Raw genomic sequence first — 19,800 nt, 5'->3', positions numbered from 1 at the left:
TGCAAACATAACTAAAAAAAAGCATTTATGTCTAAATATAAATGAAAAGAAAAAAGAAAAAATGACTAAAGCGGTTCGTAACAGGACTTATATGTAGAGAGAGTTAGCCAATCTTTGTGAGAAAAGAGAAAAATATAGTCGGAATATGGCCTAATTTCTTTATCTTTGCTCAATCTTTGTAATTAGTATTATATAGGAGAGTGTAATGAGAGTGATTGTAAATCCCAAGTACGCACATTTGCAGAAGGAGATAGAAGAAATTCCAAGGTCCTTCCAGAAAGAAAGAGATGTGGTGTATGATGGTCGTAATGTTTTAAAACGAATTGGCTTGGGCAGTATTGATGTTGTGGTGAAGAGCTTTAAGAAGCCTCACATCATCAACCGCGTTGTATATTCGTTTTTCCGGCAATCAAAAGCAGAACGTTCCTATATTTATTCTATGGAGATCCAACAGCATGGTTTTGACACTCCGGAGCCAGTGGCTATGATTGAACAATTTCAGAATGGTCTTCTTTCACATAGCTATTATATTTGTTGTTATGATGGTGGCGAAACTGTCCGTTCCCTGATGGATGGGAAAGTAGAGGGAAATGAAGATAAACTTTCTGCTTTTGCGCGCTACACTGCTGCTTTGCATCAGGCAGGTATTCTCCATTTGGACTATTCTCCCGGTAATATACTGATTCATCAGAATGAAACGAATGAATACAGTTTCTCTCTGGTCGACGTGAATCGCATGCAGTTGCTATCGGATATTGATTGTGATATGGTATGCCGTAATATGTGCCGTTTGTGTATTTCGCGTGAGGTACTGACTTACATCATGACAGAATATGCTTCTTTGCGTGGATGGGACGTCGAATCTACGGTCAGTCTGGCCCTTCGTTACAGCGATCAGTTTTTTACTCATTATATTTATCGTCGTGCGGCACGGAAAGAGAAAGAAAAGCATATTGTATCCCTGATTTTATTCTTCCGTTTATACCGTTCCGTACGTAAATTCTTTTCTTGGGAACCGCATATCTCACGTTTCTTATTGAAAAAGGAAAAGCATATCTATGATACATACCTGTGCAAGTATGATTATTGTGAATTGCTTTCTGCTGATTATCAATGATTACTTCTTACTTCCGCGCATCACTACACTGCGGATTTTATGCCTGAAAAACCCTTTTTGATTAATATATGTGCAGTTATGTTTGTCCAGAAATGCAGAGATAACTTCTTCGTCATCACGCAAGTGGTATGTGCAAATGGCAAAATCCAGCTTCTGGCAATTCTGGAATAAGTTATTGCATCCGGCCAATGCGTGCCGTTCGGCTCCTTCTATATCCATTTTAAGAAATAGATGTTCATTCGTCTGGTTGTTGAAGAAATCATCTAGTGTTTGCTCTCTCGAAGAATTATGGTCACTCACATACTTCTGGACAATCGTCACTTTATCCTGCCATGGTTCGAAGGTAGCTCTGATGGCTTCCAACCATTGCTCGTCCTGCTCAAACAAATAAACATGTTTGGCTTCTTCGATAATTTCCAATGATGAATAGCCTTCGGCACAACCGACATCCACAAATACTTTCCCTGTCACTTCTTTAACGCTGTTGAAGTAATGGTGCGGTGAGCGCCTGTCTTGTTCCATACTCAAAGCCCTATAATATTTTTGAATTTTCTTGGCTGGAGTGCTTTTTCTGAAATAGAGTCGCTTCTTTTCTTTTTGAACATAGTATAAGCCTTTTTCCTCATCTTTCTGTACATCAACAGGCATATTGGCGTATTCATCCTTGAATTCATACAGGTGTCTTGAATATCCATGTTCTTTAATATATTCATAGTATTTCAGATAAGGAGAGCCAGGCTTATATCCTTTCATGAAATAATATGGGAGAGTGCCATATATAAATTTCTTTATTGTATGTTTAAGTACGTTCATTTCATTAGTTTCTTGTAGATGTTTAAGATTTCTTCCGCTTGCTTTTCTTCAGAGAATCTTTTGGCAAATTTTTGCCCCTTTTCAATCATCTCCTTTTTTCTTTCAGTATCGGAGTATATCTGTTTGAAAGCATTGGCCATTCCTTTGATATCGTCAGGATGTACATAGATAGAGTCGGGACCTCCGGCTTCTTCCAGGCAAGATCCAGTCGCGGCCACTACCGGAATACCGGAGTATAGAGCTTCTATAATGGGAATACCAAAACCTTCGAAACGGGAAGGGTATACAAAAATTTCTGCTAACTGATAAAAAGCCGGTAGATCATCAAAAGGAACATTGCTGATGATATGTACCCTTTCTTCCAGCTTATTCTCCTTAATGAAACGTTCAATTTTATCAGTATATTCCGTGTGGCGTCCTACAATGACGAGATGAATCTGTTCAGGAAGCATCGTTAGTGCCTGCACCGCTGAAAGGGCGTTTTTGCGTTCTTCAATACTTCCTACGTTAAGGATATAGTGATCCGGTAGCTGATATTTAGCCCGGATTTCTCTTTTCTTCTCTGCTGCTACAGGATGCATGAATGAAGGATCACATCCCTGATAAACAACTTCTATCTTATCGGCGGGAATCCTGAAATACTCAATAATATCACGCTTGGTACATTCGCTGATAGCAATGATTTTATCGGCATTTTCGCAAGCTTTACGGAATTTGTATGTGTATATTTTCCTGTCGATCGAATGGTAATACTGCGGATAGCGCAGAAAGATCAGATCGTGAATCGTTACAATACTTTTTACCTCGCTTTGATGTATATTCAGGGGCAACTCATTACTAAGTCCGTGGAATATATCGATTTTTTCTTTTTCCAGTTGTTGGGTAACGCCCCATACTCGCCACAATGAACTTAACTTTTTCCAGGAAGAAGTAGTGGGATAAGAAAGCTGTAGTTGCTGATACTGCTTCGTTAATTTGTCCAGTCTCTTGTTTTCCCGTTTCTTGGGGGCATACAGCACATATTCATTCTCCGGATAGAATTGGCATAGGATATCCACTATATAGCGGCTATAATTACCCAGACCGGTGAAATTCTGTACTGCACGTTTTCCGTCAAAACCTATTCTCATTTCTTCTTCTTACCTTTATGTGATTATAATTAGACTTCAAAATTCCGATAAGGTTTATTCAAGTCTAAATAATGGAAATTATGTTGTCTTTGTCCACTTTGTTTAGGTCTGGTCATGTAATCTCCATATTTCTGTGACAGATAAGCGTCGTATTTCTGTACTCCCCATACTTCTTCATCTTCAAACCGGATAGGAGTGGGAGTGCCCAGGATATCCTTCGACATGATTCCTTTCATTCCATCATCATAATCGCAGACTAATGCGCATTGGTCGAAATCGTATTTCTTCATCACCTTCCTGATGCTTTCCTGTGCTCCGGTAAGGGTAAAAAACTTTCTGCATAATAGCGGTATCCATGAACTGGGACCTTTCCCATGTTTGTATGGATCGCGATGAATAAGATAAAGTACTCGTTTGTAGAACTCATACTTCGCAAAATGCATTCTTTGCGCCATACGGCTTTCCGGAACTCCATCTAGTGGAAATATATCAATATATACACCTCCCAGATATTTGAGATGCATACGCTCGATTAAGGTTGTGTTGGCATCCTGCACCTTTGCGAACGGAAGAGGATATTCCTTATCATTCTCAGCGCATACCGCTTCGTAAGGTTCCGGTAACCATTCTTTGGCATTAGCCATTAGTAAGTCATAATCAGCTCTTGGCATTCCGATATCCAAATCATCATCCCAGGGGATGAATCCTTTGTGGCGCACAGCTCCCAGCATGGTGCCTGCCATGATGTAATATCGCAGATTATGTTCTTTGCAAACTTTGTCAACAGCTAATAAGTTCTTTAATATGCGAAGCTGTAGAGGGCGGATGTCGTAATTAGCCATTCTATCTGATTTTAATTAATAAAGACTGGCTGGAATCAGCTTCTGTGCCTGTTGAAAGTCTTCTACTGTGTCCAGCTCGGCCGAGAAAAACTCGGTGGTGTCCATAACGTAAAAACTATATCCTTGCGGAATCAGTCTCTCAAAAGCCCGTTCGTAGAATATATTATCCAGCCCTTCGGTAGTAATCATAATTTCCAGTTCCCGGAATAGCGCTTTGGTATATTCAGCTGACATCTTTTCAATGCCGATAGATTCTCCGATAGCATCGGATATTGAGCAGACTTTGCTGATTTCAACGACCTTTTGTGCGTCGTCCACGATGACTTTTATTTCTTCTGCTCCGAGCTCATGACGATTCAGTGCCAATATGTCGTCCTTATCCGAATGAAGCAGTTTCTCTACAATCTGCGGATCAAATACAATGTCGCTGTCTAATAATAAAATCTCCTGCCCATCTGTATAGGAACGGGTGAGCCATAATGAATAGATATTGTTGGTTGATTCATACCTGTCATTATAGATGAAAGTAATATCTTGGGTTGGATAATGTGCCTGTAGGAAATCAACGATTTGCTGCTGGCGATACCCGGTGACAATGATGAACTCATCAATTCCGTTTTGTATCAGAGCATCAAAAGCTCTTTCCAAAAGGCATCGTTCCCCTATTTTGAGAAGACATTTGGGCGTCGTATCGGTCAGCGGGCGTAAGCGTGAAGCTATTCCTGCGGCTAATATTACTGCTTTCATTTGGATGCTATTTTTTTGATTGTATCTATAACGATCCGGTTCTGCTCTGGGCGTCCCAATGTGATACGCAAATGAGTATTGATATCCGGTTCATTCATAAACTTCACTTTATAACTCTGTTTAGCAAAAGCCTTTTGTAAAGCCTCTTTCAGTTCTATCGGGTATTTGATTAAAATAAAATTGGCAACCGATTCATATACTTTGAATCCGGGTAACACGCCGATTTCCTTTTCGTAACGCTCACGGTCCTCGTTCATCAGTTTGGCGATGTTTCGATAGTGTGCGTCCGATTTAAGAGCCGCAATGGCGATATCTTCGGATATCCGGTTATATCCCAGATATTTATTGCTGTATCTGCTGAATTTTTCCAGCTCCTTACTCATGAATCCGAATCCCATACGTAAACCGGGCAATCCATAAAACTTGGATAAAGTACGGGAAATAATCAAATTCGGATATTTATTAACCAGCTTTTTGATATAACTGGTATCAGTTGAAACAAAAGAAGCGTATGCTTCGTCTATCAATACCACTGTTTGACTGGGTACTTCTGCAAGCAGTTCATCCAATTCTTTCGGAGTTAAACCATTGCCGGTAGGGTTATTGGGAGAAGCTAGTAAAAGAATCTTCGGATTCTCTTTCTGAATCATATCTTTTAGCGTCTCAAAGTCATATTTAAAAGTATTTCCGTCTTCGTAGAGAGGATATTGCAAAGTATGGCCATTCACCTCATCTGCAATTGATTTATAATACCACCATGAGAACTTGGGAATCAACATCGTTTTATTTCCATCTTCTTGAGTCAGGAAGTAGTGTACAGCTTGCTTCAGAATATCTTCTCCGCCGTATCCTAATAAGACTTGTGTTTCATCTATATCGTAAAGTTCGGATAAGAAAACAGATAATATACTTTTCTTTCCTTCATCATAAATGCGGGTATAAAAACAAAGTTTATTTATATCGAAGTTTTTTAAAGCCTCTACTACTTCTTTTGATGGACTGTAGTTAAATTCGTTTCGATCTAAAAAGTTCAAATTCTTTTCCATATTAGTTTTGTATGATTCCTTTATCGCACCAGGTTAGCTTCCTGACTTTCGTTTCGTTCAAAATACTGCGGTTGTTGCTCAAATTATCCGTTCCATGTAGCTCATGATAAAGATGGAACACAATTCCCGCAAATTTGATGGTACGCTTGCGTACACCGTTATTGATGAGGCGGCACACTAATTCATGATCTTCGCTTCCCCATCCGGTAATAGCTTCATTGTACCCATTGACTTTTAATAAATCCTCTTTCCAGAAAGCCATATTGCATCCTCTGGAATATGAAATATCCCATTGGCGATAATGCTGAAGTAGTGGGCTTAGCCAAGGCAAATGTACTCCGTTGATTGTGTTTTTAGTACCTTTGTCGTGAATAGAGATAATGCAGTTCCTTTCTGCCAGCATCTTTTTGGTTAAACCTTCCCGGATTAATACACGGCTACCGGTTACGAAACTGCCTTTTTTAGCAAAATGTACATGATCTTTGACGAAATCTTTGTGTAAGACGATATCCCCGTCAATTTGTATAATATATTCTTTAGATGCTTTCGCAATAGCTTTGTTACGGATGGAAGCCAGTCTGAAGCCTAGATCCTCATGCCAAACATGAATAATGGGGACTTCGGAAGAAGCAGCCAATTGATGAATTAGCTCTCCTGTATCTTCTTTAGAACCATCATCGGCAATGATAATTTCATCAGGAAGGAGAGATTGACGTAGCACGCTTTTAACGCATAATTCTAATGCGTCGCTTCTATTATAGGTGGATATAATTAGCGATGTACTTATGTTGCTCGCCATGGGTTTATTCATATAATTATTACTAAGTTAGTTAAATAGTTAAGGGGGCTTGCACTAAAATTCTACAAATGTATACATTTTATTTGGTTGTAACAAGCGTTAAAGGCTTTTTCAGGATAGCTACATCAAATTTTATGATTCTTTTTTTTGTTCTGGAATTAATAAGTCTACATGCAAGTTCGTTGTCTTTGCGGCTCTAGTAAGTCATCTCTTCATTATAACTATTGGCTTTGTATAAATCTTCTTTCCAAAAGACTATATTCATCCTCTTACATACAAAATATCATTATGATGATACTTCTCTTGTAAATGACTAAGAATGAAGAGATGCTTTTCCATGTTTTTAAGAAGTATAAGACTGTAAATTTTGTAAATGAAAATAATATTTTCTATGAACCTTCTTATAGTATATTATTTGTTGATAGTTTTTCCGCCTAAGTTTTGTCCTTTTTGTATTTATGACTTTTAATTAGATACTGAATGCTAAAAGGAAGTTTTAGGAATAAAAAACGTTTTATAGATTTGAATGTTAGTCGGGTTTCCAAAATAGGAGGGATACAGTTTTGAGAGAGCCTTGCTAATCCTTTTATTAAATCAACCCTTTTAATATTTGAGTACATCGCTGGTAGGTATCGATGATAAATTTCAAATAAATAATATAAGTTTATTTCTTTTTGAAGATGTTTGCTAAGGTTGTTGTCTGCTTGCATCAATCTCCTGATCTCACTAAAAACTATGGTAAGATCATTTAGATGCTTCAAGGTGTAGCCTTGTTCTATATTTGTAATAGAGTCTTCTCTCTTGCAATTATAAAGATAAGTTGTCCGGTTGGTTAGGCTAAATGATCTGGTATTTAGAGCGAGCATGGCATGCATTACTATGTCTTCGTGGTACACGTGTTCCAAAAAATGAATATGAAATTCTTTTAAAAAAGAAAGATTATATAATTTATTCCATGTAGTTACCCATATCTCATTTTTTTCTTCATAAAAGTATTGAGCCATACATAATTTACCTTTTCGTGTAATATTAGGATAGTTAGTAATTTTGAGTGAATTTTCATTCTCATCAATTTGATTGATTCCGGCTGCTACAAAGTCTACTTTCTCGTGTGAAATAATATTATATAAAGTTTCAATGCAATCAGGAACAATAGCATCGTCGCTATCCATAAAGTATAGATATTTCCCTTGAGCAGATTCAATTGCTGTGTTTCTTGTTCCTCCCAAACCAAGATTTTTTTTTATGTGTAATTATACGGATGCAGTTACCTCTAGGATGTGTGCTTTTAAGTTGGTAGACTATATCCATGCTGTTATCATGCCCTAAATCGTCTACTATCAAAATCTCTAAGTTTTGATAGGTTTGGTTTAATGCAGATAATAAGGCACGTTCAATGTACTTTTCTACATTATAAATAGGCATTGAGAGAGTTATTAAGCACATACTTTTCTTCAATCATTAATAACAAAATAATATTAGGTGATTACAAAGTTACTTTAATATTTGTAATGATGAAAGTTATTTCGTTTTTTATTGATTTCTTATCTCGAGCTTGCCCTATATATAGAAAGAATAATTTCATTAGAATAAAACTTTGGATTATTTTCATTACCTTTGTTCAGAATATTGTGTTTGTCTAAATAATGGGACTGATGTAAATTCTGCAATTCCTCTATTGTTTAAGACTATTGTTCTTTAATTTAAATTTTAATAATATGATATATATTATTTGTTATGATTGGCCTTCAACATCTGGTAATCATACAGGAATGAGGTATCTTTATGAATATATTCAAAAAAGAAATCCTGAATTGTATAAAATGTATACTTTCAATATGGGTAGGCGTTTTTTGGATAAGGGAAAAAAGGGGAAGAAAATCTCTGTGCTTTTTACGGCACTTAAATTAGCAATGACATATAAATCAGGAGATAAGTTTGTTCTTACTGAATATTTACATAGAGATTCATATCAAATATTGTTTGCAAAAATAATACGCTTTATATGTCCTAAAGCACCTATATATGCTATGGTGCATCTTGTTCCTGAAAAATTGGAAAGGCGATATTCGAAAGCACAAATAAAGAAGAGTTCGCGATTTGTTACAGAAATTGTAACATTGGGAAGTAGTTTGACATGCTATCTCAATAATTTAGGAATAGAGAATGTTTATACTTCCTTTCATTATGTCGATAATAATTATTATACTCCTTCTGCAAATCTTTATAACAGAGGTGGTGATGTCAAGGTAATAGTAATGGGTGCTTTGGCACGTGACTTTGAACAGATTGCTTATATTGTTTCAAGACTTCCGCAAATTCATTTTTATATATGCAAAGGGCGGGAGAATATTGATTATTTGTTTTCAGGTTTAAAGAATGCAACATTGGTGGGGTATGTTCCGGAGGCGGAATTAAAGCATTATATGAATGATTCTGATATTTCATTAAATGTGATGAAGGATACTATTGGAAGTAATGTAATTTGTACTTCAATGGCAACAGGATTGGCGATGGTGGTTAGTGATGTTGGATCTATACGGGACTATTGCGATGAGACTAATGCATGTTTCTGTTCTTCTCCCGATGATTTTATAAAGAATATTATGATCTTAGCAAATGATCGAGAGCTGCTCAATTCGTTAAAAAAAATGTCTTTGAAAAAAGCACAGCAGTTTTCTATCGATAATTATTGTGTTAGCTTGTCATCTCTATTGAAGTAATTGAAGAGTATGGCCGTTTACAGTTATTATAGTAAAATTCTTAAAGGATATTGTTAGCAAGGGTATTCCTTAAATTCAAAAATATAAGGCAATTTATTTATTGCGAGTTAATTGCCTTTTTATTTTCTTCCCAACATGATGAACTAAAACTAGCAAAGATACATTTAGTGTGAGTTTTCTTAGAGCGTTGCATAAAAGTAAAAGGTCGTGTAAGCTAAAGTCGTTTTTTAGCGAATGCTGTAGGAATTTATATATATAACGTTTGATTGCTTTTTTGAATTTTCTTTCGTGAAGATGGGAATGGTAGTTTATACTAATCCATTCCATGAAAAGTATTGTTGCTCTAATCTTTTCTTTATTGAAATGAGTGGAGTTTGATATATTCTCTCCTTCAGCATTTCTCCAGCTGACAGGATTGCCTGGTAAAGATATGATTCCTCCTGTAAATTCTGCAAATTTAGCCCATGTTGCATCATCGGTGCACCAAGCCAAAGGGAATTTAATAAATCCTCCCGTTTGCTCCCATACTGTTCGGCTAAATACATACTCACAGGCGGCAGAACTAATTTTCCCAGATAATTTATCTAATAGGAATTCATATCCAGAAGTTAAATCGGTTTTAAAAGGAGGGTTTTTATACTTTAGTTTACCATACTCGTCAACGACTTCTAAAGGAAAACGGAATATATATTTTCCTTCAGAATGTTTTTGTGAGGCTCGAATTATACGTGCTACTCCGTCAAAGGGCATTAAGTCGTCATCTGAAAAAAGCCATATAAGTTCTTCTGCTGACAATAATATACATCGTTCCCAATGACCGGGTAGGTCTTTTTTGCCCATGTTTTGTTCAAAACGATGATATATAATGTCAAACTTGTTCTTGTAACGATCTACTATGGTCTCTAATGGGTAGGGACTTGCATCATCACCAATATATACGGTAAATTCGTGATTGTTTTGTTTAGCGATAGAATCAAGTGTTTCTTGCAAAAAACGTGGTTTATAAGCTGGTATAATAATTGCTAATTTTTTCATTTTTATTGCTATCAATTAGGTTTTGCAAATATACACATTCAGTTTGTTTAAATATTGTATTTGCAAACTTTTGTGATGGAAAACTATACTAGCAAGTTGCTGAATGCAAAATACCCCATAGAATTTTTTCTTTTGGCTTTTCAGTTATATATACGTATTGTTAATAATGATTAATTGCAAGCGTGAAATTCTGCTCTATTTGTAAACAATCTCTTTTTAGATACTTCCTATGGATATTATTCCTTATTTTTGCAAGTAGAAAATGAATATTCAAATATGGAATCTCAATACTCGGTAAGCGTTATCATCCCTGTTCATAATACAGCTCCGTATTTGCGACGTTGTATAGAGTCTGTACGTAATCAGACGTTGAAAGATATAGAAATCATATTAGTGGATAATTTGTCGACCGATGATTCCCCTTCTATTTGTGATGAATATGCTAATATTGATTCTAGAGTAAAAGTGTTGCATCTTGATGAGGCAGGTTTATCTATAGCTCGTAATGCAGGAATTGAAATAGCGACTGCTCCATATATTGGGTTTATAGATAGCGATGATTATATTGAACCGACAATGTATGAAAACATGTTGTCAGTCATGGTACAGAACAAAGTTTATATGGTATATTGCAACTTTTGCTTTGAGTATGAAGATGGCCGTATAGAACAAATGTATCCTAATACAGCTAATGTGTATGTACGTACTAGTCAAGATGTTCAGCGAGATATTATTTTTGAGAGAGTAAGTAGTTCAGCTTGTACTAAACTTTTTGATAAGATTTTTTTTGATTCTTATCGCTTTCCTGTAGGTATGTTTTTTGAGGATCATGCGACTATTTATCGCTGGATAAGTATTTGCGATAAAATAGTTTGGATTGATGCTGCTTATTATCATTATATACAGAGAGGTGATAGTATTTGCCATACAATCAATCCTATAAAACGTTATCATTATTTCTTGGCTGAATATTCAAGATTGGAGTTTGCAAAGGAGCGGCGGTTGTTTGAAGGTAGAGATTGGCTTGATGCCGTCAATGTGATTGTGGAAAATTGCTTTAATCATTTTCAAGGGTTTATGACGGATCCTAATCATCAGTCGTATCCTGTTGAAATTAAAGATATGAGGAACAAGTTGAGTAGATGGCGTTTTTTGTCAAGAAAAGAATTGTCTTCTAAATATTATAAACGATTACGTAAGATAACTTATTTTTGGCCAATTTATTATTGGACTCACTTTGCCAAGAAAAAGAATTAAAAAATGATATAATGGAAAAAGAATACCCTTTAGTTTCGGTTATTATTCCTGTTTATAATGCGCACAATTCGATAACTAAAACGTTGCAGAGTGTTATTAATCAAACGTATACTAATCTTGAAATTGTTGTAGTGAATGATGGAAGTACAGATGATAGTTTAGATATAATAAAGACGTATGCGGCTGAAGATCCCCGGATTGTTGTATTTAATAAACAAAACGAAGGATTAGTGCAGGCGCGTAAATCGGGTATAGATATTGCTACTGGCAAATATATCCAATATTTAGATAGTGATGATATTATGCATGAGGATGCAATAACTAGGCTGGTTGCTAAAGCAGAGGAAACGCAAGCGGATATGGTAGTGGCCCCTTTTATGTTTTGCTATGATGGAGAGTTTCATAAATCAACTTTTTTTGATTTTGTAGAGTTGTCAGGCGTGGAGTTTTTGAAAAATATTCTTTTAAAAAAGGCTTATTGGTGTGTATGGTCAAAATTTCATCTTCGATCATTATATCAGAATGAAATAGAAAGGCCAGATATATCATTTGGTGAAGATGTCGTTCTTTCCACACAATTATTGTTATACTTACAAAAAGTCGTTTCAGTTGATTATATAATTATTGACTATAATTTTACCAATACGTCAATGTCACATCCAGCAACTTTTGATGATAAAAAGTATGGAGACTTTGTGAATTATACAATATGGATTGAAAATTATATTGATAAAAAAGGGTTGAGGGAAGAGATGAAGGAAGCACTTGCTCATTTCCATCTTGAAAATGCCTTTAGAAGAATTTATTGGAAACGTTTTGCTGATATTAGGAAGGAAATGAAACGGCTTGTTAATGAAATGGAATCCTATCCTTGTTTAATAAACAACTTGTCAAAAAGAGAACGTAAGATTGTGAATGCTTATAGAGTATCAGGTTTCTGGGGAGATTTGAAACTTAGATATTATAATATGCGCCATAAACTGTAATGTGCTCAGATAAATTAAGGCGTTGAGAAATGAAGCATATATTGTTTATCGCTTATAATCTAGCTGGTTGGAGGATTTGAATCTGTTGCAGTATAGTTGGTAAAATAAGATATAAAGAAATGAGTATTATTAGAAGGTGGCAAAGAAGTTGTTATAAAAGAATGTTGAAGGCTCGCTTAGTTACTCCTAAGGTTGTAGTGTTGATGGATGGTGGTATTTGTTCTCAAATGCTCCAATATTTGTTGGGAGAATTTTTTAGAAAGCGTGGATGTAAGGTTGTGTATGATCTATCCTTTTATAAGGAATGGGGAAGTGACATGGATTATAAATTTGCCCGCAATTTTGATTTGTTGAAAGTGTTTCCTTATTTGGGGCTGACAATTGCAACAGAGTTCGAAATCTCCTATTATAAGAGACATTTTTATTATGTTGGGAATAATACATCGGAATGGATAGATGATTTTTCATTTTTGGAAAAAAATCCCCCTATTTATTTAGGTGGATATTATCATTTGCCGATAAATATTTGGGTACCCGCATTTATGTCTACTTATAGAATCTCATCTGAAATATTTGATGAGGGTAGCAAAATGTTAATGTCAGAAATAAAACAGAATATCAATCCTGTAGCAGTGCATGTTCGACGGGGTGATTTAAGTGTTGAAGTTCGAGCGTATGGGAAGCCTGCTTCTTTGAGCTATTTTAAAAGGGCTGTTGATTATATGGAAAAAGAGACTGTTATGCCTTTTTTTTACTTTTTCTCAGATGAGCCGGAATGGGTGGCATCAGAACTTATTCCCTATCTTGAATTTGCAAATGAGAATTACAAGGTGGTGGATATAAATGGTTCAGATAAGGGGTATATGGATTTGTTTTTGATAGCTTATTGCAAACATCAGATAACAAGTAAAGGTACTTTGGGAAAGTATGGTGCTTTATTGAGAGATAGTGCAGATAAAATAGTGATTCTTTGTGATGATAAAGTTGAATATCAGTGGAAAGGAGTTTTCCATAATTCTGTATTTTTATAATAGAGAAAAATTGGATAACTAATCAGCCGATTTAAATTTTTGGCAGATTAGCTTAATCCTTTCCCATAAAGAGTTTTTTCTTCGCAATAATTCATGCCCGCCATATTGGGGGTTATTTTTGTCTCGAATGAGGATTATTGGTTCAAAAGGAAGGAGCCAACCTTCTGGGTATAGATATGCAGGGGACAATGTAATAGCTGGTGGATTATCTAAAAAGTATTTATTGATTAGAGATTCGTCGTGCCAAATTGGTATTATATGGTTTGTGGCATCTCTGTCAACCCATGAGCAAATTGTTGTGCAGAGTTTCAAGTAGGCCTTTGTACATCCACCTGAAAGCCCTCCAGCGTAATAATATCGACCTTCTCCCTCTGGGATATAGGCAGTAGAAGCATCTCTTCGCTCGTATGTAAATTCGGAGTTCGGTTTATTGTAGAATCCAGGGTGCATAGTTCCTAGTAATCCGTTACTATCTGATGGTGGTAGAATTTCTTTGCCAATAGGACTGGTGAATAAGAGATTGGCATTGAAGAAAAATAGATAGTCGGTTTCTCGCTCTAACTGTTCCTTGATACGAAGGAATATATGGAAACGTTTTAATGTGTTGTCAGGCCATCCTAAATTCTTTTGTTTGATCCGGTGAATATGTTTGTTGTTTTCTTCGTCATATAGTTTAGGACTATCAGTAAATACATAATACTCGATAATGAAAGATTGGTCTTGCATAAAATAACGTTCTGCGCTTAGATAAAAGTCTTTCCAAAAAATGTCATATTTGCCAGTACAGATATATAATATACCAATTCTCATTTTATTTATTGCTTTGATTCATATTATTGGCAAATATATAAAGATTTATTTTATATTATTTGTTTGAGGTGTTTTTATTTTCTGTGAATTACCGGTAGCAGGAGCTTTTTAAAAGTAAATTCTATTTATTTCTGGTCATGAGTGTCTTGCAAATGGGTAGTAAGCATTCGGTGAACCCCGTTTTTTCTATAGTTCTTACTCTGTATCTTTGCAAGTTTTTTCCAGTGCAAACATATAATATACCAATTCTCATGTTTATTGTTTTAATTTTAGACCTTCGGTTTTGTCCATTTGAGAGTGTTATTTATATTGATTATACTAAAAATAAAGCAGTAAGTAGTAGAATTGCTAATAGTATAGAGATACTTACGAATATTGAGTATAGACGTTTGTATTTTCTGTATTTTGGTTTATAGTCTGTTTTTTGTGCAAGGGCTATTAAAGGTTTTTTATATAGGTCAAGGATGTATTGTAAATGATAGCATAACCATTGGTCTTGTTTTTGACCTAGGTAATTAAAAAAGAGAATAAAATAGTATATATACCCTGCATAGCCTTGACTGTTATTGTCAAATATAGTCCGAAAGAATGATTCTCTGGTGTCAAATCCTGCTTCTTCGAGGTTGCTGCATGGTTTCATTCCATGAAAATGGATAAGCTTAGCATTCCCATTAATTCCCCAGTACGGTTTCCAGTTATATTCAATAGGTAAAATTTCCATGTCCTTGAAACACAGCTCGTTTAAGTACCCTTGATCAAAAAGTCCTGAAGTAGATCTTTGCCTTTTTTTCATCATCTCTACAAATTGCTGATATTTGATTCTCATTCCTTGGATGTTCATGACTAATATTCCAGCATTGAAATAACTCATTCTTTTTGTATCGCGTTCAAATTCGGGAGCAGCAGCTAAATAAGCAGGATGAGGTAGATCTTTCAGTAATATATCATCATTAAAGATTATGTCCATATCGGTGTATAATACATATTCGTCTTCTTTTTCTATTATAGGAATCTCCATTCTCATGAATGTGCCGAATATTCGACTATATTCTATATCTTTTCCTAGTTCTGTTTCCATCCATTCGTGAGAATATATTTCCATTAGTTCCTTTTTATATGGTAATTCATGGATGATGATCTCAACTTTAAAATCTTTTAGTAAGTTGTAAACAGGATCGCCAATTTTACCATCATATAGGCAAATTAATCGAAGAGATGTGTTTTTACGAGCACTAATTAAGGTTACCTTTAACATGTTAAAGTAATCTTTTCTGTTGACAATAGAGTCTGTCAAACAAATATAACATTTCATAATTTATAGAATATATAAAATAAATTATACTAATATGTTTCTCAAAGCTATCATAACTGTAAGTTATACAATAGTCCTTGCCAAACTGTTAGAATTGTATTGTATCTTACAAAAATAAGCAAAAAAAACTTTTACTAAGACGTTTTGATAAATAATTGTGATATGTTAGGATTTTCTTTCCTGAAGAATTGAATTCGAAGAGTTAAGGATGGATGATCTACATTCTATATTTATCTGTTAGCTTTGGAAGTCTGGAGTTTTTTATTTTTTTAAATCTAAGTTTGTCCTTACAGGATTTTATCCTTAGTTTTGTGAACTATTTTTTTATGAATTAGAGATATTCGTATAAAAGTATCTTAATATATAAAATTGATTTGAATAAATATGATTTCTATTATAATATGCAGTAGGTTTCAATCCATCTCTAAGGAATTGAAGGATAATATTGAGAATACGGTTGGGGTTGTTCATGAGATTATATGTATTGATAACAGTAAAAGTCAATATGATATATTTAGTGCTTATAACGAAGGGGTCAAAAGGAGCCAATATCCACTTCTATGTTTTATGCATGAAGATATTTTACATTACACTAGTGATTGGGGAAAGCTTCTGATAAATCATTTCAGAGATTTGAAAGTAGGGCTTATTGGAATTTCTGGACCACGTTTTATTAGTCAAATACCGGGTATTTGGTGGGGACCTGGAAGTACAGATGCAGGAAAGGATGCAATTTGCCAGTATTCTATTGACACTAATAGAGCTGATCCAACCATTACTTATAATACTTGCTTTAAACCCATTGCAGATGCGAATGCCATAGAAGTGGTAGCAGTGGATGGATGTTTTTTTTGCATGAGGAAATCTGTTTTTGATAAAATAAGATTTGATGAAATAAATTACAAAGGATTTCATTTTTATGATCTTGATATCTCATTGCAGGTTTATATGCTGGGACTGAAATCATTATGTGTATATGATATTCTAATAGAGCACATTAGTAATTCAAAGCTAGATAATGAATGGCTGACTAATGCACGAATATTTTTCACAAAATGGAAAAACTGTCTGCCGATAGTAAGTTATCCAGTGTCAGCAAAAGAAAGAAGAGTTTTAGAGAAGAACAATCTTCAAACTATGAATTATATTATTAATGAGAATAATCGAAAGCCTAGTCATTATTATAAATTCTCAGAGAAGCTATATTTATTGCGATACTGCTGTGATAAAAAAATGCTTCAGTCACTAATCTATTAGGTAAAATGTGTCACTTTATGTTGAGTGGAGCACGGCTTTTCATTTAAGAAATATTGTTTATCGCTTGTTATTGTAATAAAAATCCTTATATTCGTGTGCAGCGATGCGGAAGCATCGCCTTAGGCATTTCTTCTTATCGTTCATTTTTAATTTCTTTCTACTTTGTGAGTTGTACGTCCGGTAACTACATCAGAGGTCTCTGATTTTACAATAGGTGGTTATACCTTTGAAGTAGGTGGGAAGAATAAATCGCAGAAGCAGGTGCATGATGTGGAGAATGCGTATATCGTGAAAGATGATATTGAGTACGGGATGCGGAATGTGATTCCTCTTTGGATATTTGGTTTTTTATATTGAGATAATATGTATATTTGTACGATGTGAACTTAAACAGATTGAAATATGGGTGGCAAGATTTACCCTATTGGTATACAGAATTTTGAGAAACTCCGTAGAGGTGGCTATTTTTATATTGATAAAACGGCATTGATTTATCAATTGGTGAAAACCGGGAGTTACTATATCTTAAGTCGGCCGCGCCGTTTTGGCAAAAGTCTGCTTATTTCTACGCTTGAAGCTTACTTTCAAGGAAAGCAGGAACTCTTTGAAGGGCTGGCTATGGAGAAGCTGGAAAAAGATTGGGTAAAATATCCTATATTACATCTTGATCTTAATACGGAAAAATACGATACTCCGGAAAGTTTGGAGAATAAACTGAATGGGGCGTTGGTGGAATGGGAGAAGATATATGGCGAAGAGCCCTCGGATAAATCTTTAGCGATGCGTTTTGAGGGGATTATTAGGCGTGCCTGTCAGCAAGAGGGGCAAAGTGTGGTGATCCTAGTGGATGAGTATGATAAGCCGATGTTACAGGCTATTGGTGATGATGTTTTGCAAAAGAGTTTCCGCAATACATTGAAAGCCTTCTACGGCGCATTGAAAAGTCAGGATGGGTGTATCAAGTTTGCTTTGTTGACGGGAGTTACCAAGTTCGGTAAAGTCAGTGTGTTCAGTGATTTGAATAACCTGAATGACATTTCAATGTGGAATAAGTATATAGATATTTGTGGTGTGAGCGAACAGGAGCTATACGATAATCTGGATGCCGAACTTCATGAATTTGCCAATGTGCAGGGAGTGACGTATGAAGAGATATGTGCCAGGTTGAAAGAAATGTATGATGGCTATCATTTCACGCACAATTCCAAAGGAATGTACAATCCTTTCAGTCTGCTTTTAGCTTTTGATAGGAATGAGTTTAAAAGCTACTGGTTTGAAACAGGTACTCCCACTTATTTGGTGGAATTGCTGAAGAAACACCATTACGACCTTCATCGGATGGCCCATGAAGAAACCGATGAACAGGTACTGAACAGTATGGATTCTGAATCTACCAATCCTATTCCGGTGATTTATCAGAGCGGATATCTCACCATTAAGGGATATGATGAAGAATTTGGTATTTACCGTTTAGGTTTTCCTAATCGTGAAGTGGAGGAAGGATTTATCCGTTTTCTGCTTCCTTATTATGCGAACGTCAATAAAGTGGAATCTCCCTTTGAAATCCAAAAATTTGTTCGTGAGGTACGTGCTGGTGATTACGAATCTTTTTTCCGCCGTCTGCAAAGTTTCTTTTCGGATATTCCTTATGAACTAGCACGCGAATTGGAATTACATTATCAGAATGTACTATATATCGTGTGTAAACTGGTAGGCTTCTATGTAAAAGCGGAATATCATACGAGTGAGGGCCGTGTGGATATGGTATTGCAGGCCGATAAATTTATCTACATCATGGAATTTAAATTGAATGGTACGGCGGAAGAAGCTTTGCGGCAGATAGAGGATAAACATTATGCTCGTCCGTTTGCAACGGATTCGCGGAAACTTTTCAAGATTGGCGTTAACTTTAGTGTTGAAACAAGAAATATAGAAAAGTGGTTGGTGGAGAATTGATGCGCCTCTGAAATGGATATAAAATATTCATTTCTCATGTTCTCATAAATATGACCTAAGTGTCAGATTGTTAATGGTGTAAGCTATGAGAAATGATTTTAAATTTAGTGTTTCTCATAGCTTTATTCACAAATAGACCTTAATTTGGCTTATTTCTCATACCCGTTGAAATCATTTCTCATAATGCCCCGGAGTTGGTACATAAATAGGCTGTGTGGGTTTGCCTATATTCTGTAAGTTTCCTTGTGCCTTTAGACGACGAATCTGTCTGCTGGCCATGCTTTGGGTAAAACAACAGAGTGACTGCATATTACTACGGGTCAATACAGGATGGGTTGCAAAATAGGCAGTGAGTTTCTTGTCGATCTCTTCTTCTGAAAGAGAAGCCGAATGTGGCTTGTATTTCGAACGTCGTAAGTGACTACTCATACACAAACTCTTTAAATTCCTGTCAGCCTGGAAGTTAATGGATTTTAGTTTCACTTTATCTGCACGGGTGGTAAGCGAGTGCACGGGTTCGGTCGCTTGCAATGTAATCTGGAAATAGCCGATCCCATCCAGATGTACTCGTTCTCCTTCGCATAGGTGGTTGCCCATGCATCTGCTCAATTCCATTAGCATGGCTTCTACTTCCGCTTTTCCGAAAGTGGTTGCCATGTGGATTTCTCTTGCCAATTTTTGAGTAGTCACATGTTGAAAGTTGACTACCCGTGGATGATAACTAGGTTCTTCTCCTTCTTTCTCCGGTTGGGGATTCTTATAAAACTCGAATTGTATTGCCATCTTTGTTCTAATTTAATGGTTGTTTATATATTATGTAATTGATGCGCTTAGTGTATCTTGCCTTTATTCTTTTATTATTTAACTACCAGCTAGTTCGTTCCACTAGAGTGAACGGTTCTTTTCACTCTAGTAGACAGATCTTTCTACTCTAGTGAA

19 protein-coding genes and 1 pseudogene are annotated in these 19,800 nt (G+C 35.6%); 8 read left to right on the top strand and 12 right to left on the bottom strand.

The features are described from left to right. Positions 1-205: 205 nt before the first annotated feature. The gene (locus tag BSCG_RS13715) at positions 206-1,117 is read left to right on the top strand and encodes a lipopolysaccharide kinase InaA family protein (protein WP_004298299.1); all 912 of its coding nucleotides are present in this window, start codon (positions 206-208) and stop codon (positions 1,115-1,117) included. Here the strand turns inward: BSCG_RS13715 and BSCG_RS13720 are convergent, their stop codons facing one another. The 8 genes from BSCG_RS13720 to BSCG_RS30765 all read right to left on the bottom strand — a co-directional run bounded on the left by BSCG_RS13720 (position 1,118) and on the right by BSCG_RS30765 (position 7,919). Continuing rightward, positions 1,118-1,930 (bottom strand): FkbM family methyltransferase, encoded by an 813-nt coding sequence (locus tag BSCG_RS13720; RefSeq protein WP_004298298.1) that lies wholly within the window; start codon positions 1,928-1,930, stop codon positions 1,118-1,120. Continuing rightward, positions 1,927-3,060, bottom strand: a complete 1,134-nt coding sequence (locus BSCG_RS13725; RefSeq protein WP_004307434.1) for a glycosyltransferase family 4 protein — start codon at positions 3,058-3,060, stop codon at positions 1,927-1,929. The genes BSCG_RS13720 and BSCG_RS13725 overlap by 4 nt, the downstream gene beginning before the upstream one ends. Before the next feature lie 29 nt (positions 3,061-3,089). Further along, positions 3,090-3,902, bottom strand: a complete 813-nt coding sequence (locus BSCG_RS13730; RefSeq protein ID WP_004308026.1) for a phosphorylcholine transferase LicD — start codon at positions 3,900-3,902, stop codon at positions 3,090-3,092. Positions 3,903-3,917: 15 nt separating this feature from the next. After that, entirely contained in the window at positions 3,918-4,649 is a 732-nt protein-coding gene (locus BSCG_RS13735; RefSeq protein WP_004308027.1) for an NTP transferase domain-containing protein, read from the bottom strand. Continuing rightward, entirely contained in the window at positions 4,646-5,695 is a 1,050-nt protein-coding gene (locus BSCG_RS13740) for a pyridoxal phosphate-dependent aminotransferase (RefSeq protein WP_004308028.1), read from the bottom strand. Before BSCG_RS13740 ends, BSCG_RS13735 begins: the two co-directional genes overlap by 4 nt. Before the next feature lies 1 nt (position 5,696). After that, the gene (locus BSCG_RS13745; protein WP_004308029.1) at positions 5,697-6,506 is read right to left on the bottom strand and encodes a glycosyltransferase family 2 protein; all 810 of its coding nucleotides are present in this window, start codon (positions 6,504-6,506) and stop codon (positions 5,697-5,699) included. A 422-nt stretch (positions 6,507-6,928) separates the two neighbouring features. Next, complete coding sequence (locus tag BSCG_RS13750) at positions 6,929-7,723, bottom strand: glycosyltransferase (RefSeq protein WP_256379261.1); 795 nt, start codon at positions 7,721-7,723, stop codon at positions 6,929-6,931. Continuing rightward, a complete protein-coding gene (locus BSCG_RS30765) occupies positions 7,695-7,919 on the bottom strand; it encodes a glycosyltransferase family 2 protein (protein ID WP_256379260.1) in 225 nt (74 codons plus the stop codon). The genes BSCG_RS13750 and BSCG_RS30765 overlap by 29 nt, the downstream gene beginning before the upstream one ends. A gap of 293 nt (positions 7,920-8,212) precedes the next feature. Here BSCG_RS30765 and BSCG_RS13755 point away from each other — a divergent pair, with 293 nt between their 5' ends. Next, positions 8,213-9,217 (top strand): glycosyltransferase, encoded by a 1,005-nt coding sequence (locus BSCG_RS13755; protein ID WP_004308031.1) that lies wholly within the window; start codon positions 8,213-8,215, stop codon positions 9,215-9,217. 93 nt (positions 9,218-9,310) lie between these two features. On the opposite strand, the gene BSCG_RS13760 is transcribed toward BSCG_RS13755, so the two are convergent. Then, entirely contained in the window at positions 9,311-10,252 is a 942-nt protein-coding gene (locus tag BSCG_RS13760; protein ID WP_004298289.1) for a glycosyltransferase family 2 protein, read from the bottom strand. A gap of 276 nt (positions 10,253-10,528) precedes the next feature. On the opposite strand from BSCG_RS13760, the gene BSCG_RS13765 reads away from it, so the two are divergent. The 3 genes from BSCG_RS13765 to BSCG_RS13775 all read left to right on the top strand — a co-directional run bounded on the left by BSCG_RS13765 (position 10,529) and on the right by BSCG_RS13775 (position 13,526). Then, complete coding sequence (locus tag BSCG_RS13765) at positions 10,529-11,509, top strand: glycosyltransferase family 2 protein (RefSeq protein WP_004308032.1); 981 nt, start codon at positions 10,529-10,531, stop codon at positions 11,507-11,509. Positions 11,510-11,520: 11 nt separating this feature from the next. After that, entirely contained in the window at positions 11,521-12,495 is a 975-nt protein-coding gene (locus tag BSCG_RS13770) for a glycosyltransferase family 2 protein (protein ID WP_004308033.1), read from the top strand. A 119-nt stretch (positions 12,496-12,614) separates the two neighbouring features. Further along, positions 12,615-13,526 carry an alpha-1,2-fucosyltransferase gene (locus tag BSCG_RS13775; RefSeq protein ID WP_004322485.1) on the top strand — a complete coding sequence of 304 codons (912 nt, stop codon included), beginning with the start codon at positions 12,615-12,617 and terminating at the stop codon, positions 13,524-13,526. An 18-nt stretch (positions 13,527-13,544) separates the two neighbouring features. Here BSCG_RS13775 and BSCG_RS13780 read toward each other — a convergent pair whose 3' ends face one another. Both BSCG_RS13780 and BSCG_RS13785 read right to left on the bottom strand, forming a co-directional pair. Further along, on the bottom strand, positions 13,545-14,336 hold the full coding sequence (locus BSCG_RS13780) for a family 6 glucosyltransferase (RefSeq protein ID WP_008776080.1): 792 nt from the start codon (positions 14,334-14,336) through the stop codon (positions 13,545-13,547). 313 nt (positions 14,337-14,649) lie between these two features. Further along, positions 14,650-15,648 (bottom strand): glycosyltransferase, encoded by a 999-nt coding sequence (locus BSCG_RS13785; RefSeq protein ID WP_004322484.1) that lies wholly within the window; start codon positions 15,646-15,648, stop codon positions 14,650-14,652. A 384-nt stretch (positions 15,649-16,032) separates the two neighbouring features. On the opposite strand from BSCG_RS13785, the gene BSCG_RS13790 reads away from it, so the two are divergent. The 3 genes and pseudogenes from BSCG_RS13790 to BSCG_RS13795 all read left to right on the top strand — a co-directional run bounded on the left by BSCG_RS13790 (position 16,033) and on the right by BSCG_RS13795 (position 18,861). Continuing rightward, positions 16,033-16,905, top strand: a complete 873-nt coding sequence (locus BSCG_RS13790; RefSeq protein WP_004298281.1) for a glycosyltransferase — start codon at positions 16,033-16,035, stop codon at positions 16,903-16,905. Between the two features lie 168 nt (positions 16,906-17,073). Further along, positions 17,074-17,262: pseudogene (locus tag BSCG_RS30890) on the top strand (ATP-binding protein); the annotation flags it as partial. A 45-nt stretch (positions 17,263-17,307) separates the two neighbouring features. Then, a complete protein-coding gene (locus BSCG_RS13795; protein WP_008776079.1) occupies positions 17,308-18,861 on the top strand; it encodes an ATP-binding protein in 1,554 nt (517 codons plus the stop codon). Between the two features lie 171 nt (positions 18,862-19,032). Here BSCG_RS13795 and BSCG_RS13800 read toward each other — a convergent pair whose 3' ends face one another. Further along, complete coding sequence (locus tag BSCG_RS13800) at positions 19,033-19,644, bottom strand: HU family DNA-binding protein (protein WP_004298279.1); 612 nt, start codon at positions 19,642-19,644, stop codon at positions 19,033-19,035. Between the last annotated feature and the right edge of the window lie 156 nt (positions 19,645-19,800).

Source organism: Bacteroides sp. 2_2_4, assembly GCF_000157055.1.
GTDB lineage: Bacteria > Bacteroidota > Bacteroidia > Bacteroidales > Bacteroidaceae > Bacteroides > Bacteroides ovatus.
This window is presented reverse-complemented; position numbering and strand designations above follow the sequence as displayed.

Bases quoted from the DNA above. Each gene is read 5' to 3' on its own strand.
- BSCG_RS13715 (WP_004298299.1), top strand. From the start codon at position 206: ATGAGAGTGATTGTAAATCCCAAGTACGCACATTTGCAGAAGGAGATA.
- BSCG_RS13720 (WP_004298298.1), bottom strand. From the start codon at position 1,930: ATGAACGTACTTAAACATACAATAAAGAAATTTATATATGGCACTCTC.
- BSCG_RS13725 (WP_004307434.1), bottom strand. From the start codon at position 3,060: ATGAGAATAGGTTTTGACGGAAAACGTGCAGTACAGAATTTCACCGGT.
- BSCG_RS13730 (WP_004308026.1), bottom strand. From the start codon at position 3,902: ATGGCTAATTACGACATCCGCCCTCTACAGCTTCGCATATTAAAGAAC.
- BSCG_RS13735 (WP_004308027.1), bottom strand. From the start codon at position 4,649: ATGAAAGCAGTAATATTAGCCGCAGGAATAGCTTCACGCTTACGCCCG.
- BSCG_RS13740 (WP_004308028.1), bottom strand. From the start codon at position 5,695: ATGGAAAAGAATTTGAACTTTTTAGATCGAAACGAATTTAACTACAGT.
- BSCG_RS13745 (WP_004308029.1), bottom strand. From the start codon at position 6,506: ATGAATAAACCCATGGCGAGCAACATAAGTACATCGCTAATTATATCC.
- BSCG_RS30765 (WP_256379260.1), bottom strand. From the start codon at position 7,919: ATGCCTATTTATAATGTAGAAAAGTACATTGAACGTGCCTTATTATCT.
- BSCG_RS13755 (WP_004308031.1), top strand. From the start codon at position 8,213: ATGATATATATTATTTGTTATGATTGGCCTTCAACATCTGGTAATCAT.
- BSCG_RS13760 (WP_004298289.1), bottom strand. From the start codon at position 10,252: ATGAAAAAATTAGCAATTATTATACCAGCTTATAAACCACGTTTTTTG.
- BSCG_RS13765 (WP_004308032.1), top strand. From the start codon at position 10,529: ATGGAATCTCAATACTCGGTAAGCGTTATCATCCCTGTTCATAATACA.
- BSCG_RS13770 (WP_004308033.1), top strand. From the start codon at position 11,521: ATGGAAAAAGAATACCCTTTAGTTTCGGTTATTATTCCTGTTTATAAT.
- BSCG_RS13775 (WP_004322485.1), top strand. From the start codon at position 12,615: ATGAGTATTATTAGAAGGTGGCAAAGAAGTTGTTATAAAAGAATGTTG.
- BSCG_RS13780 (WP_008776080.1), bottom strand. From the start codon at position 14,336: ATGAGAATTGGTATATTATATATCTGTACTGGCAAATATGACATTTTT.
- BSCG_RS13785 (WP_004322484.1), bottom strand. From the start codon at position 15,648: ATGAAATGTTATATTTGTTTGACAGACTCTATTGTCAACAGAAAAGAT.
- BSCG_RS13790 (WP_004298281.1), top strand. From the start codon at position 16,033: ATGATTTCTATTATAATATGCAGTAGGTTTCAATCCATCTCTAAGGAA.
- BSCG_RS13795 (WP_008776079.1), top strand. From the start codon at position 17,308: ATGGGTGGCAAGATTTACCCTATTGGTATACAGAATTTTGAGAAACTC.
- BSCG_RS13800 (WP_004298279.1), bottom strand. From the start codon at position 19,644: ATGGCAATACAATTCGAGTTTTATAAGAATCCCCAACCGGAGAAAGAA.